This window comes from Jonesia denitrificans DSM 20603 (genome assembly GCF_000024065.1).
Classification (GTDB): domain Bacteria; phylum Actinomycetota; class Actinomycetes; order Actinomycetales; family Cellulomonadaceae; genus Jonesia; species Jonesia denitrificans.
This window is the reverse complement of sequence record NC_013174.1, coordinates 1433725-1449067: the sequence shown is the minus strand read 5'-3', so window position 1 is coordinate 1449067 and position 15343 is coordinate 1433725. Positions and strand designations below refer to the sequence as shown.

The following is a 15343-nucleotide window of genomic DNA, read 5'->3' as shown; positions in this document are numbered from 1 at the left end:
CGGGTGCTGATAGTACACACATCGCTGGCATCCACATCGATGAGGTGTACGCCACGAGACCCCCACGTGATACCAGGCCGCCCCGTAGTATTGTTGAGTGCCCCACGCGGGCAACCATTTTTCACGCTCGTAAGTAGAGGACATCATGCGTACCGCTGAGATTCGCCATCGCTGGCTGCAGTTTTTCGAAAGTCGCGACCACCACGTTGTGCCGTCAGCGTCGTTGATCTCACCTGACCCATCTGTCCTTTTCACGATCGCGGGTATGGTTCCCTTCATTCCCTACATGCTGGGAGAACAGAAGGCGCCGTGGCCGCGTGCAACGTCGGTGCAAAAGTGTATCCGAACCGGTGACATCGATGAGGTCGGAAAGACTACTCGTCACGGGACGTTCTTTCAGATGAACGGGAACTTCTCCTTCGGTGACTACTTCAAACGTGAAGCAATCACCTTCGCGTGGGAGTTCATCACGGGGTCTGAAGAATCCGGGTGCCTGGGTTTTGACCCCGAATTGATCTGGGTGACTGTCTACCACGACGATGACGAGGCAGCGTCGCTGTGGCGTGACGTTGCTGGGCTACCCGAGGAACGAATCCAACGCCGCGGGAAGAAAGATAACTTCTGGCACACCGGTCAACCGGGCCCTGGTGGGCCGTGCTCGGAGATTTACGTTGACCGTGGTCCACAGTATGGCGCCGAAGGTGGTCCTGTCGTTGATGAAGACAGGTATCTGGAAATCTGGAACCTCGTGTTTATGCAGTACTCGTTGGAGAATGTGACCTCCAAGGAGAGCTTCGACATTGTCGGTCCGCTACGCCAGCACAACATTGACACCGGTATGGGGCTTGAGCGAGTTGCTCTCCTCAAGCAGGGCGTCAACAACATGTACGAAATTGATGAGGTGTACCCGGTTATTGAGGCAGCAGAGAAGCTGTCAGGGCGCACCTATGGTGAAAACAACGATGATGATGTGCGGTTCCGAGTGGTTGCAGACCACATCCGGTCCTCACTCATGCTTATTGGTGACGGCGTTCGCCCGTCGAACGAGGGCCGTGGCTACGTGCTACGACGCTTGTTGCGTCGCTCGATCCGGGCGATGCGCCTGTTGGGTGTGACAGAACCTGCAATTCCTGCTCTCATCACCGCGTCGAAAGAGGCGATGAAAGCGTCGTACCCCTACCTGGAGGAGAATTTCGCCACGATCCTCGCGACCGCGTCGACCGAGGAGGACGTGTTCCGACGGACGCTGAACCAGGGGCTCACGATCTTGGATGCTGCCGTCTCGGATGCGAAATCACAGGGTGGTTCCTCTGCCGCTCTCACTGGTGAACAGGCGTTTACGCTGCATGACACCTACGGGTTCCCCATTGATTTGACGTTGGAAGTTGCCGCGGAGCAAGGCGTCAGTGTTGACGAGACGGCTTTCCGTTCCCTGATGCAGGAACAACGGGACCGGGCTCGGGCGGATGCTTTAGCGAAGAAACAAGGCCATGGTGACTTGGGTGTTTACCAGTCCCTGCTTGCGTCGATGGCTGCTCCTGTGGAGTTTTTGGGTTACACCGATGCTCAGGCTCCTGCGAAAGTGACGGCGTTGCTCGTCGATGGTCAGCCCGTGGCGACGGTGACAGCTCCAGCAGACGTTGAGATCGTTCTGGACCGAACTCCGTTCTACGCTGAAAAGGGTGGTCAGCTTGCTGATCATGGGCGGGTGTACTCCGAGCAGGGGGCCACTGTCGACATTGCTGATGTTCAGTCACCTGTCAGCGGGTTGTCTGTGCATCGTGGTGCCCTGGTCGATGGCACGTTGAGTGTCAGTGATGCGGTTGTTGCTGAGATCGATGTGGTGCGTCGACGTCAGATTTCCCAGGCACATACAGCTACGCACATGATCCATAAGGCGTTGCAGGAAACCTTGGGTGCGGACTCGACTCAGGCTGGGTCAGAGAACTCACCGAACCGAATCCGGTTCGATTTCCGGCAGAGCCAAGCTGTTCCGACATCTGCACTGGCTGAGATCGAGGGACGCGTCAACGACCAGCTTCGTGAGAACCTCGAGGTGACAGATATTGTGACGTCGCTTGATGACGCGCGTGCCATGGGCGCGATGGCGTTGTTCGGTGAGAAGTATGGTGACCGGGTTCGTGTTGTGTCCATTGGTGGTGACTGGTCTCGCGAGTTGTGTGCGGGGACGCATGTTCCAACCTCCGGTGAGTTAGGGATTGTCACAATCCTTGGGGAAGCCTCGATTGGCTCAGGGGTCCGGCGCGTCGATGCTCTTGTGGGTGCGGGTGCTTATGGTCATCATGCTCGTGAGCGTGCATTGGTGTCTCAGCTGTCTGGGTTGCTGAATGTGCGTTCGGAGGAGCTTCCTACTCGTGTTGAGTCGCTGGTGGGTAAGCTGCGTGATGCGGAGAAGGAACTCACAACTTTGCGGCAGGCACAGTTGCTGGCGCGCGCTGGTGAGATTGCGAGTTCAGCAGCGACCGTGGGTGCTGTTCGTGTCGTGACGTATGACGCGGGTGAGGTTGCTACTCCCGATGCACTGCGAACCTTGGTTCTCGACGTGCGGGGCCGTTTGGGTGACTCTCAGGGCTCTGTTGTGGCGGTTGCTGGTGTGTCGAAGGGCCGCCCTGTTGTTGTCATTGCGACTAACGCGTCGGCTCGCGAGGCGGGTGTGAAGGCTGGTGCTTTGGTGCGTACTGCAGCTGGAGTGCTAGGTGGTGGCGGTGGTGGGAAAGATGACCTCGCCCAGGGTGGTGGGCAAAACCCGACCGCGATCACCGAAGCCCTTGCTGCGGTGTCCCGTGATGTAGCGTCCGTTCAAGGGGCGTAGTCTGTGCGTGAGTTTGGTCGTGGTGTCAGGCTTGGGGTTGATGTGGGGCAGGTTCGTGTTGGGGTTGCTGCGTGTGACCCTGACACGATCTTGGCCACTCCTGTTGAGACTCTTGCCCGAGACCGGTCTGTCAGTTATGTCGCTGGCGGGAAGGTTCCTTCGGTGCTTCCCACAGACATTGAGGATTTACGGGAGATTGCTGAGGAACGACTAGCTGTAGCTGTCTATGTGGGGCTTCCCAAGCATCTGTCTGGTGCGCGAGGCGTGTCCGCTGAGATGGCCGTGAATTACGCCTCACTTGTGCAGCGTGTGTTACCTCACCTTGAGGTGCGTCTTGTTGATGAGCGACTCACGTCAAAAACAGCCCATTCGGCTCTCCATGATGCAGGTCGCCGCGCCCGTGAGCACCGCACTGTTATTGACCAGGCGGCTGCCGTTGTCATCCTTGATACAGCGCTTGAGGCTGAGAAACGACTCGGGTCTTGGGCGGGAGAATCTGTGGAGTAGTACCGATGGTGTTCCCTTTTTCCAGGAAACTGGTGTAACTTTTGGCAAGAACCGTTACCGAGTTGCAATGTATGACGGTGTGGTGGGCGCCAATGGTGTCGCTGGATAGCGACGCGCATGGTGCCACAGACTCCTGAACGCTCATCCCCAGCCTAAAGGATTGACCCGTGAATGATCTCTTTGACACATTGAGTCAAGAGGACCATACGACCCCCCGGTTGTCGCGCCAACAGCGGCGTGCTCTCGCCGCGAAGAAGAAGCGTGAAGCAGCGAGGAGACGGAAGTCTCTGATCGCCGTGTTCTTTGCTGTCCTGATTTTTGGTGGCGGTATTGCTTTTGCCTGGTCGTGGGGTGTGGAGTTCTTCAATGGTCTGTCGTTCAACGCGCCTCGCGTATCTGAAGCCCCGGCTGACTACGAGGGTGAAGGAACTGAAGCTGTTGAAGTCACGGTGAATGAGGGGGATACGGGAGCTGCCATCGCAACGACTCTTGTCGCGGCGGATGTGGTGGCATCGGAAGGTGCGTTCGTGTCAGCAGCGAACGCCCACCCAGATGCTGCAGGGATCCAGCCAGGGACGTACACGTTGTACAAAAAAATCCCAGCCTCAAAAGCCGTAGAGATGCTCCTTGATTTGAACAACTTGTCAGGGAACCGAGTTCAGGTGATCCCTGGCATGACGGTGAAAGATGTCATTCAGAAAATGAAGGCAGTCACCGGATTTAGTGATGACCAAATTAATGCAGCATTGGACAACACTGAGGCAACTGGTCTTCCTGAGCAGGCTGAGGGGTCGTATGAGGGGTGGCTCGCAGATGGGGACTACCGTTTCTCAGCAGATGTGACACCTGAGGAGATGTTCGCTGACATGGTCGCTCGCCAGCGCAAGCGGCTTGCAGACATGGGGGTGAAGAAAGCAGAGTGGGAACGGACCCTCAAGATTGCGTCAATTGTGCAGTTGGAAGGTCGTAATGATGACTTCCCCAACATTGCATCGGTGATTGAGAACCGACTCGACATCGACATGAAGTTGCAAATGGACTCCACGGTTCACTACGTTCATGGCGGGCGCGGAAACGCGTCAACGACCTCTGCTGAGCGTGCAGATGACAACCCGTGGAACACCTATAAGTACAAAGGTCTGCCGAAGACACCTATTGGGTCACCGTCTGCTGCTGCGATTGAAGCGGTGCTGAACCCACCCAGCACCGACTACCTTTTCTTTGTGACGGTTAACCCGAACTCTGGGGAAACGAAATTCGCAGAAACGTGGAGTGGTCACGAAGCAAATGTTGCCGAGTATCAGCAGTGGCTTCGCGACAATGAGGAAGCAATGACTCAGTCGGCGGATGGTGATTCGTGACGTCTCTTGCAGCTGTTCTTGGCCACCCGATCAGCCATTCGCTGTCTCCAGTCCTCCACCAGTCGGCATATGACGCCCTAGGGTTGGACTGGCGCTACGAACACCATGACGTTGACCGTGACGAGCTTGCCGGTTTTCTTGCAACTTTGGGGGAGCAGTGGCGAGGCCTGTCACTGACAATGCCCCTGAAACACGAGATCTTTCAGCACCTTGATTTTGTCGATCCACTGGCTGAGGTCACGGGGTCTGTTAACACCGTCATGATTCAGCGGACGGGTGCACGTCGCACTCTGACGGGTGCGAACACAGACGTTCAGGGAATCGTCGATGCGTTAGCTGAAGCAGGTGCAGTCACAGCGACAACAAGCGTTGTTGTGGGCGCGGGGGCGACTGCCAGTTCTGCTCTCGCAGCGCTGGCGCAACTCGGAGACGCAAATCCTACTGTCCTTGTTCGTTCTCTTGCCCGCACGGCCGTCCTACGGCAAGCCGCCCAACGAATGGGCGTCACACCGACGTTCCATGTGCTTGACGATGCGTGGGAAAGCATCCTTAGCGCCGATGTCGTCGTATCCACCTTGCCGCCGCACGCGGCGGACCCCATAGCGGAACACATCGGCAAACGAAAAATACGCATCAACGGGGCGCTATTGGACGTGGCGTACGATCCGCGACCCACGGCGCTCACCACCGCGTGGACAACGCTCGGTGGTCGGTGCGTCACCGGCGAACGGATGCTGCTCCATCAAGCTGCGGCCCAGGTCCACCTCATGACTGGTCGCACAGCTCCACTCGACGTGATGGACCAGGCGCTTTCCAACGCGTTGTAACACCCCGTGGACGGGTGGAACTTGTGATCCACAGCGATCTGTCTCTCCATTAAGTTCCGCGGTCACGCTGCCGATCATCTTCTCACGGTCATAGTGGGGAGAAACACGTGAAACAACTGGGAGAAATCCTCCTCGAAGAGGGTCTGGTCACCGAAGACGAACTCCTTCGTGCGCTGGACGAACAGATTGCGCGCGGTACGAGCCTGGGGCGCGTGCTGGTGGAACTGGGTGTGCTCACAGAGAACCAACTCGTGGCGGCCCTAGCCCAGCAAGTGGGGATGCGCTTCGTAGACCTTGACGATTATGCGGTCGACAGAGCCGCTGTTGTGAAAGTGCCCGGACCTGTGTGCCAGCGCTACAACGTCCTTCCTATTGCGATTGACAACGGTCAACTCATTTTGGCCATGGCCGACCCAGGGAACGTGCTCGCAATTGACGATGTTCGCCAAGTCGCGCAAATGCCTGTGCAACCTGTCGTGTCGACACACGAAAACCTCGCCAGGGCACTCCAACGGTACATCCGCGCTGACGGCGAAATGGATGACCTTGCTCACGCGCTTTCTGAAGAGCAAGAAGAAGAAATTGACCTTTCCGCACTCGGTGACTCGGTCGAGGACGACGCGCCCATTGTTCGATACGTGAACCTGGTCGTCACCCAGGCGATCACGGACCGCGCGTCAGACATCCACATTGAGCCAACGGAACACGACCTTCGAGTGCGCTACCGCATCGATGGTGTGTTGCACGAGATGCAACGTTCTCCGAAGTCCACGCAGAATGCAGTGACCTCCCGTGTGAAGATTCTCGCTGACATTGATATTGCTGAGCGCCGAAAGCCTCAGGATGGTCGCATGTCGGTCAACCATAAGGGGCGCAAAATTGACCTGCGTGTGGCGACGCTTCCCACTGTGTGGGGCGAGAAAATCGTCATGCGTATTCTCGATAACTCCACCGCCTCACTCGATTTGCGTGACCTTTCATTCGGCGAAGCGAACCTCGAGATTTACAAAGAGTCCTATAACAAGCCGTACGGGATGATCCTCGTGACTGGGCCAACGGGGTCGGGTAAATCGACAACACTGTACGCCACGCTCAATGCAGTATCGAAGCCCGAAATCAACGTGATCACGGTGGAAGACCCTGTTGAATACCGGCTTCCGGGCATTAACCAAGTACAGGTGAACCCGAAGTCCGGGCTGACCTTCGCTGCAGCGTTGCGTTCTATTTTGCGTTCGGACCCGGATGTTGTTCTTCTTGGTGAGATCCGTGACCACGAAACCGCTCAAATCGCTATCGAGGCAGCTCTCACCGGTCACCTCGTGTTATCCACTTTGCACACCAATGACGCACCGTCAGCTGTCACTCGTCTCACTGAGATGGGGATCGAACCGTTCCTTGTGGGATCGGCACTGGACTGTGTGGTTGCTCAACGGTTAGCACGGAAACTGTGTGACAAGTGCAAGGAACCGTACCAACCATCTGAGCGGGAAATGATTGCCGCGAAGTTCCCGTGGGTTCCCGGCGAAGAAATTCCGACACTGTACCGGCCAGGTGGTTGTGCAACATGTTCGCGGACCGGGTACCGCGGCAGGTTGGCTCTCCATGAGGTCATGCAAGTCAACGAGGATATTGAACGTCTTGCTGTTGCGCGGTCATCCGCCGCTGAAATTAGCTCGACAGCCCAGAAAAACGGGATGTATACGCTGCGTGAAGACGGATGGATGAAAGTCGTTGAAGGAAAGACATCCATTGAAGAAGTGCTGCGTGTCGTGGCGTGACGCTTAAGCGTCAGCACCCACGTGCCGATGATCTGGTCAGTGCTCATGCGCAAAGTGCCGTCGTGCACGCTACGAGAGGGAACACGTCGTGACCGAAAACTTCCAACAACCGCGGGAACAAGCGAGCCCGCAACAGGTGAGCGAGTGGGCTGAACAAGCAAATATGTCGCAATTATTTGCGCGTGAGTTGTCACGTGGGTCAATTCCGCGTCCGGCTGCTTCGTACGAAGAATACGGGGGCTTCACCGAGGAACAAGTACCTACTCGATCTGCTGACCCAGGGGAGGGGAGACGTGCCGCGACCTCTGTGACACCACTTCGCCGTCCCGCAGAGTCCCCGAATGCCCACTACGTTCAGGCTCCCGTGTCTATTCCTGCTGCTGCACAACCGCCGATGATGCAGGGCGGGACTGCAGGAACGAGCTTCGTCGATGAACAATCTATGGTTCAGGCTGCGGGGGCGCCGGCGAACCCGTTTGGGCACCAGGCTCCACCGTCGTTCGCGAACGTTCCTGGTGCGCCTCCCACGGTTGCGCCTGCTGCGGGCGCCGCGTCTCATGACGCAGTATCACCAACGCGCCGTGGACGGGGAATTGTCCAAGCAGATCAAGCAGCTGCTGGGCGCGTGGGTATGTCGAACGCGTTGCGTAAAGGTGACCTCATCCTTGACGATGTGCTGAGGGACATGGTCGTGCAAGATGCCTCTGATCTTCACTTGACCAACCGGTCGCGGCCAATGATCAGGAAAGCCGGTGAACTCACGCCACTTGAAGGATACGACGACCCGCTTGATGCCGATGCACTACGTCGGTCAATTTATACGCTGCTCACCCAGAAGCAGCGGGAACAGTTTGAAGAAGCACTGGAACTCGACTTTGCCTACCAAGTCCCTGATGGGGCGAGGTTCCGTGTCAATTTGTATCATCAACGTGATTCTGTGGGCGCGGCATTCCGTGTGATTCCAACGGAGATCAAACCGCTTGAGGACCTGGGAGTTCCTCCGTCGGTCGGGGCTTTCGCAAAACTTGCGCGTGGTTTGGTTCTTGTGACTGGTCCAACTGGGTCCGGTAAATCGACAACATTGGCGTCAATTATTGACTTGGTGAACAGGTCCCGGGCTGACCACATCATGACCGTTGAAGACCCGATTGAGTTCTTGCATGAGCACAAAAAGTGCGTGGTCAACCAACGGGAAGTGGGCACTGACACACATTCATTTGCTTCGGCGTTGAAGCATGTGTTGCGTCAGGACCCAGACATCATTCTTGTGGGCGAGCTTCGTGACCTGGAAACAATTTCTATTGCTCTCACCGCAGCAGAGACAGGGCACCTGGTCTTTGCCACACTGCACACACAGGATGCTGCGCAGACTATTGACCGTGTCATTGACGTCTTTCCTCCCGAACAGCAAGAACAGATCCGAGTACAGCTTGCGTCAGCGATCCAGGGCGTGGTGTGTCAGACGTTGTGCAAACGCGCAGATGGTCCGGGGCGGGTTGTCGCGACTGAGGTTCTTGTGGCCACACCAGGTATCCGCAACATGATCCGTGAAGGTAAGACCCACCAAATTTATTCGTCGATGCAGGCCGGGAAGAACGATGGGATGCATACCATGGATCAGCACCTCGCTGACCTGACAAAACGTGGATCAATTAGTTACGAAGTCGGTTTGGAAAAGTGCCACAGTGCCGCTGACTACAACAGGCTTTCTGGACGGTCCTCGCTTCCAGTGGGGTCAGGAATCGCGAATGCGGGCATGGGTGGACACCTTGACGGGAGTAGCTTCTAATGGCTGCAAGTGACATGAAGACGTACACCTACGAGGCTGCTGATAAGTCCGGCAAAATCGTCAAGGGAAAGATGGAGGCAACCTCAGAAGCTGCGGTTGCTCAACGGCTCATGGCTAATGGTGGACAGCCAATGTCCATCACGCAGGTCAACACCGGTGGACTCAACTCAGAAATCAGTATTCCTGGCATCAGCGACAAGATTTCGCTGAAAGAAATCGCGATCATGTCACGTCAGCTCGCGACCATGATCAACGCTGGCCTATCCCTGCTGCGAGCTCTCACAATCTTGACCGAACAAACCGAGAACAAGGTTCTGCAAGGAATCTTGGGGACGGTCCGTTCGGATGTGGAAACCGGTGGCTCGCTGTCGTCAGCGCTTGCCAAGCACCCTAAGGTGTTCCCACCTCTCATGATCAACATGGTGCGCGCAGGTGAAACCGGTGGGTTCCTGGATAAGACGTTGCTCAGCATCGCCAAGAACTTTGAAGACGAAGTGAAGCTTAAGGGCAAAATCAAGTCTGCTATGACATACCCGGTCGTCGTCCTTGTGATTGCAATTTTGGCGTCCGCTGGAATGTTGATCTTTATTGTCCCCGTGTTCGCCGGAATGTTCGCAACCCTTGGTGGCGAACTTCCCTTTGTCACACAAATCCTTGTGACGATGTCCGACTTTCTGAAAATGGCGATCTGGCCGATCCTGCTTCTTGTTTTTGCAGGGTTCATTTGGTGGAACCGCATTAAGCATCGCAAGTCAGTGCGGGAGAAGGTTGACCCCGTCAAATTGAAGATGCCGGTCTTTGGGAAACTTACGCAAAAAATCTCGATTGCACGGTTCACCCGCAACTTAGGGGCGATGCTCAGCGCAGGTGTCCCCATCTTGCAGGCATTGGAAATCGTGGGGGAAACAAGCGGGAACATTGTTGTGGAGCACGCCGCGAACGATGTGATTGACAGTGTGCGTCGAGGGCGGGCCCTGACTGCTCCGTTGTCGGAAAACCCGGTGTTCCCACCGATGGTGGTTCAAATGATGGCGGTGGGTGAAGACACGGGTGCGCTCGACGACATGCTGGAGAAGATTGCCGAGTTCTACGACGCCGAAGTGGAGGCGACCACAGAACAACTCACCAGCCTGATCGAGCCCCTCATGATCCTTGTCATCGGTGGGATCGTCGGCGGTATGGTCATCGCTCTATACATGCCAATCTTTTCAATCTTTAACCTCATTCAGTAGCTATCATGCACAAAAACTCGCAGAAACTTGTGCGTTTCGTTGCTCAAGTGCCGGCCTTTGCAGGCCGATAGCCACTGTGGTGCAGGGAAATTTCCCACCTGGTTGGGGAAGTCACTGCCACACTCATCATTCACATTGACACAGAAAATGGAGGGATCGTTATGATCGCTCGCGTCGCCAAGGCAATGAACGAGAAAGAAAAGGGCTTCACCCTGATCGAACTTCTCGTGGTCATCATCATCATCGGTATCCTTGCCGCTATCGCTATCCCGGTCTTCATGAACCAGCGTCAGAAGGCAGTGGACTCCAGCGTGCGCTCGGATCTTCGCACCCTGGCAACCCAGGTTGAAGACTTCTGGGTAGAAAACCAGGCATACCCTACAGACCAGACTGAATTTGATGCTATGGGTGTTGCAACAAGCACCGGAAACACCTTCGTGTACACCAACGACGGCCAGTCTTACACCATCGTTGGAACTAACGACAACGGTGACGCTGCATCAACTGCTGAAGGTGGAATCACCTATAACAGCGCTGCCGGTGGTCTCCAGCCGTAACGGCTGGCGAAGTCAGCACTGCTGAATACGCGTGAGAGAGGGAAGGAAAGCTCTGGCAAAATGCGCTAATGGAGTTTTCTCCCTTGATCCTATCGACGGGGTGTCGCTGGTGACTGTCGCCGGTGGCACCCCGTTCGATCGAATCCACCCAAAGGTATTGACCTGTTGAGAACGCAATGGACAGTTGTGAGGGCGTAAGAAACGATGAAGCACAGTCCGAAGTATTTGCCTGCACAGTGTGACCGTGACAGCGGTCTCTCCATGGTGGAAGTGATTGTTGCTGTTGTCCTCATTGGAATGGTGGCAACATCTGCAGCAGCCTTTTTCATCACGGGGATTGCTACTGTGTCAGATCTGCAGCGGAAACAAGCAGCAGTGTCGCTGGCGAACAGTGCTGTGGAACGAGCACGAGCAGTTGCCCCGGGTGATGTCACAGGTACCGGTGTCAGCGGGTTAGTGAAAGGGCGTGCTCAAGCCGCAGTCACATCGGTTTGGGATGCGATCACCACGGCTGATCCCAGTGACACCGCGGACATGAACCCAGCGTGGGATACAGGAGCATCAGGAGCGACCGCTGACCAGTGGGTCCCCCTCACCCAAACGCAACGGATCAACTCACAGACATATACGATCACCACTCTCATCGGGACGTGCTTCCGTTCCAAGGCAGCGACAACGACGTCAGCTGACTGCGTGAAAACGAACCCTAACCCTGCAGGCGCAACCCACATCGAAATGTACCGAGTACGTGTCGTTGTGACGTGGACGACGGGGCCGGGTTCAGAAACGCAAACCTACCGGCTTGCTACCCTTGTTGACCCCAGCATTGATGCAGTGTGGAACACGGTACTCAAGCCCTACGCATACGACGATGAAGTGTCCATGAACGCTGGAGATGGGTCACAGTTCTTCGCGGTTGTTGCCAACGATCAACTTGACTACAACCCTGACTCTGCAATCGGTCCGATCGTCGACCTCACACAACCATCACCGAATTACGGGAACGTGTCAGTTGGTACGGGAAGCCAATCCAACGGGGTCATCTTCACTCCCTCAGATCCACGGTTCTCTGGGACTGTCACCTTTACCTACAAAGTGAAGGGAACGTCAGGGGAGGTGTCGAACGCAGCGACCGTCACTGTCCACATTCTCCCGAACCCGCGTTTTGACGAGATGATCGTTGCCTATGGTTCCCGCACGATCCTCAATGACAAACTTCTTGCCAACGACTATGGAACATCCTCAATTGACTCGGATCGGCATGTGACATTCGCGCTGGCGTCGAACCCCACCGTTGATCTTTTCACTGATGAAGCATCACCTGAAGCGCTGCAGGCGCGAACTGCATCGTCGCAGGAACTGGCAAGTAAAGGCATTAGCCTGAGCGCATCAGGTGAGGTGATTTATCAGGCGCCTAGTGCCGGTTCAGGCTCTGACACGGTGGAGTTCTACTACTACCTTGTGGACGCAGCAAAAAATGGGGAAGGTCAACAGTACCCAAGCGCTCTTCCCGCGAAAGTCACAATTACTTCCGGTGCATGCGTCTACGTTAATGACCTTGACGTGAACATCACCGCTGACCTCCGCGGTGAAGATGTAGATCTGGGCATCAATGAAGCAAACGGTAATGACGCGGACTGCCTGGTTGACATTGTGTCAATTGACTACACGCCGTTGGATATCCGGGGCCAAGTGCGTGTTGGCGGCAACGACTACAACGCGACCGACAACAAACGTGGCACTCATGTGAGCTACCGGTTCCAGGACGATATCCCGTTCCAGTTCCGTATCACCTACCGGATGTATAGCGCTGATGGTTCCTCGACGACTGGGGAAACCGGTGTGATCACAGTGACAGTTCTTCCGGTAGCGATCGACGACGAATACACAATTTCTCCGCGTGACATTGACGGCAACAACCGGAAGTTCAAATTGGCAAACCTCGGAGCGAAGCTTCGTGACAACGACGCCCCATACCAAGGGGCTCAAGTGGAGATTGAGTTGGTGTCGCCACCGACGTGCGGCCGGTTCACTGATGGCACTGAAACGAGGAACGGTAAGACTTACCTCAAGAATGATTCCCTTGAGTTTGAAGTACCTCGTGGCCGTTCTACCTGCACGTTCACCTACAAACTCGTGGGTGTCAACCTCCCCGAGGTCGAATCCGAAGTAGCAACAGTGACAATCGAGGTGAGTAACCAATGAGGCGTCACACATCAGAGGGGTCAGCAGAAGATGGAATGACTCTCGTCGAGCTCATTGTCGCGATGGGAATTCTTACAGTGCTGTTGTCTATCTCGATGGCCGCGGTTGTGGGAATGACACGAAGCACCGTCAAAGCGCAGGCTGTGACAAACGCTTCTGATCATCTGCGAAACACCTTCCAGCAAATGGATAAAGAAGTTCGCTACGCGTCAGCAATCAACACACCCGGAGAGGTCGACGGGTCGATCTACATCGAATACCTCGTTGACTCCAACGCGGCCTCAGGAGTCCAACAATGTGTGCAGTGGCGCTATAACACAGCTGCCGGAGAACTCCAACGCCGTACCTGGCAGGTGGGCGAATCAGCGGGTTCCGCGTGGCGCACAACGGTGACAGGGCTCCGAAACGACCTGTCCGACCCAAGTCAACAACCATTTCGTGTGACTGCGATTGGTAACGACGGGGGAGTGGTACTCACCAAACAGCAATTACATGTCTACCTCGATGCAGGAATGGGTGATGCAGGTGACTCACGCGGTGGGCAACTACAGGTTCAACTCGTTGCGTTGAACTCGTCAGCGTCATCACCTAACACTGTGTGTATGACAGGAGGGCCAGGGCGCTCATGAACGGCACGCACAAGCACGGGGAACTCAATATGTTGGGCTGGCGTCTTCGCCGTGATCCTGAAGAGGGCATGGCGCTGATGAGCGCCATGTTATTGATGATCGTCATTACGATGCTGTCGCTTCTTGTCTTAGGGTTTGTTGTCTCAGAACTTCGGCCAACTCTGTACACGAACAAGAACATTCGTACGTCATCAGCGGCTCAGGCAGGCATCGAAGCGACAATCTCCCAAATCCGAAACGCAACGACAACAGATGCGGCGGGAAATGTTGTCGGTGACATCCACCAATTGCCCTGCTACGTCAACGGTCCAGTCGAAGGTGCCCCAGAAGGGACGACCTTCACAGCGTCTGTCAGCTATTTTGCCGAAGACCCTGTCGGGCGCGACGAAGAATGGCGAGCAGACAACGCACTACGGTGTTACACCTCGGGAGCAACGATCGGGCTTCGCGCAGTGCCACGTTACGCGGTGGTCCGGTCCGAAGGACTCGATCCTAGTGCTGTCGTCATGGACAATGTTGCGGACCGCATGATCGAAGCAACATACACCTTCCCGCTCATGACGCGAACAATCAGCGGTGGCCAAATCCTTGACGCGAACAGCCAATTTTGTTTGGTTGCTGAAACAACATCTGCTGGAAGCACCGCACGGTTTCGGCCAATCACTGGGGAGCTGTGCAAAGAACCCAACGAACGGAACCTGTGGAGTTGGCGTTCTGATTACATGATCCACCTCAGTTCCTCTGACCTCGACGGGCGTGTGCCGTTATGTTTGTCAGGGCGTGCTACTGGATCCACACCCACACGTATGACTCTCCGGCCGTGCACCCTTGGATCTGCCGACCCTGATGGGCAACGTTTTGCATGGATTGGTTCACACACGTGGCAAGGGCAAAACGCGGCGAATACGAACCGTGCCAACAGTTACATTGTGAACAGCGATGGCACCGTATCCAACGGTGACTATATTTCTGTGTCGACCTCGACGGGCAATCCGAAACCAAAGCCCCTACCGGCGGTTGGTAAGGGAAACGCCTCCTACGCGACGTCACAGGTTGTGAACCAAGCAGAGTTTGGCCGTTGCCTTGACGTGACAAACGCTACGATCAGCTACGCGTTCATGATCTCTTACCCGTGTAAGCAAGACCCTACTGGTAATGGAGCGTTCGACTGGAACCACAAATGGTTCTACACCGAGCCCGATGCCGATCTTGGACAGACATCAGTAGTGACAAAGATTAGGGTGAACGACGGCACCAACAGATGCCTTATCACACCTAGCTCCGCTGGTATCGTTGCCGGCACACGGCCAAGTGGCGTAAACGTTGGGAGCTACTCGGCTCACCGATTCCCACGCTTCCTTACCAGCAGTGGGGCAACCGATTGCTCGAGTCAGAACACTCAGTGGACGCGGTATGGCAATACGGGCGATAGCAATGAGTGGACTATCCAGGACCGCAACGGACGCTGTCTGTCCGTTGCCAACATTCCCGGACTGTTTGGTTGGAGCGCAATCGTTGTGCAACCCTGTGACGGTGGAGATTACCAAAAATGGAACGTGCCTGACGATCCAAACACCGCTGCTGTGGGTGACTTTAACGAAGTCACGAATCGTGAGCCATAACCA

General features: G+C 55.7%; 11 protein-coding genes. All 11 read left to right on the top strand.

The features are described 5' to 3' along the window. Window positions 1-145 precede the first annotated feature (145 nt). The 11 genes from alaS (at window position 146) to JDEN_RS06755 (ending at window position 15340) form a co-directional block, all read left to right on the top strand. Complete coding sequence (alaS, locus tag JDEN_RS06805) at window positions 146-2833, top strand: alanine--tRNA ligase (protein WP_015771635.1); 2688 nt, start codon at window positions 146-148, stop codon at window positions 2831-2833. A 3-nt stretch (window positions 2834-2836) separates the two neighbouring features. Continuing rightward, window positions 2837-3340 (top strand): Holliday junction resolvase RuvX, encoded by a 504-nt coding sequence (gene ruvX / locus JDEN_RS06800; RefSeq protein ID WP_015771634.1) that lies wholly within the window; start codon window positions 2837-2839, stop codon window positions 3338-3340. A 167-nt stretch (window positions 3341-3507) separates the two neighbouring features. Further along, complete coding sequence (gene mltG / locus JDEN_RS06795) at window positions 3508-4701, top strand: endolytic transglycosylase MltG (RefSeq protein WP_015771633.1); 1194 nt, start codon at window positions 3508-3510, stop codon at window positions 4699-4701. After that, entirely contained in the window at window positions 4698-5528 is an 831-nt protein-coding gene (locus tag JDEN_RS06790) for a shikimate dehydrogenase (protein WP_015771632.1), read from the top strand. The genes mltG and JDEN_RS06790 overlap by 4 nt, the downstream gene beginning before the upstream one ends. Before the next feature lie 107 nt (window positions 5529-5635). Continuing rightward, window positions 5636-7306, top strand: a complete 1671-nt coding sequence (locus tag JDEN_RS06785) for a GspE/PulE family protein (RefSeq protein ID WP_015771631.1) — start codon at window positions 5636-5638, stop codon at window positions 7304-7306. A gap of 88 nt (window positions 7307-7394) precedes the next feature. Then, window positions 7395-9095, top strand: coding sequence for a type IV pilus twitching motility protein PilT (locus JDEN_RS06780; RefSeq protein ID WP_015771630.1), 1701 nt, complete (start codon window positions 7395-7397; stop codon window positions 9093-9095). After that, window positions 9095-10327, top strand: a complete 1233-nt coding sequence (locus tag JDEN_RS06775; RefSeq protein ID WP_015771629.1) for a type II secretion system F family protein — start codon at window positions 9095-9097, stop codon at window positions 10325-10327. Before JDEN_RS06780 ends, JDEN_RS06775 begins: the two co-directional genes overlap by 1 nt. A gap of 161 nt (window positions 10328-10488) precedes the next feature. Further along, entirely contained in the window at window positions 10489-10884 is a 396-nt protein-coding gene (locus JDEN_RS14245) for a prepilin-type N-terminal cleavage/methylation domain-containing protein (protein WP_015771628.1), read from the top strand. Window positions 10885-11088: 204 nt separating this feature from the next. Continuing rightward, entirely contained in the window at window positions 11089-13089 is a 2001-nt protein-coding gene (locus JDEN_RS06765) for an Ig-like domain-containing protein (RefSeq protein WP_015771627.1), read from the top strand. After that, a complete protein-coding gene (locus JDEN_RS06760; protein WP_015771626.1) occupies window positions 13086-13718 on the top strand; it encodes a PulJ/GspJ family protein in 633 nt (210 codons plus the stop codon). The genes JDEN_RS06765 and JDEN_RS06760 overlap by 4 nt, the downstream gene beginning before the upstream one ends. Beyond that, entirely contained in the window at window positions 13715-15340 is a 1626-nt protein-coding gene (locus JDEN_RS06755; protein ID WP_015771625.1) for an RICIN domain-containing protein, read from the top strand. Before JDEN_RS06760 ends, JDEN_RS06755 begins: the two co-directional genes overlap by 4 nt. Window positions 15341-15343: the final 3 nt, after the last annotated feature.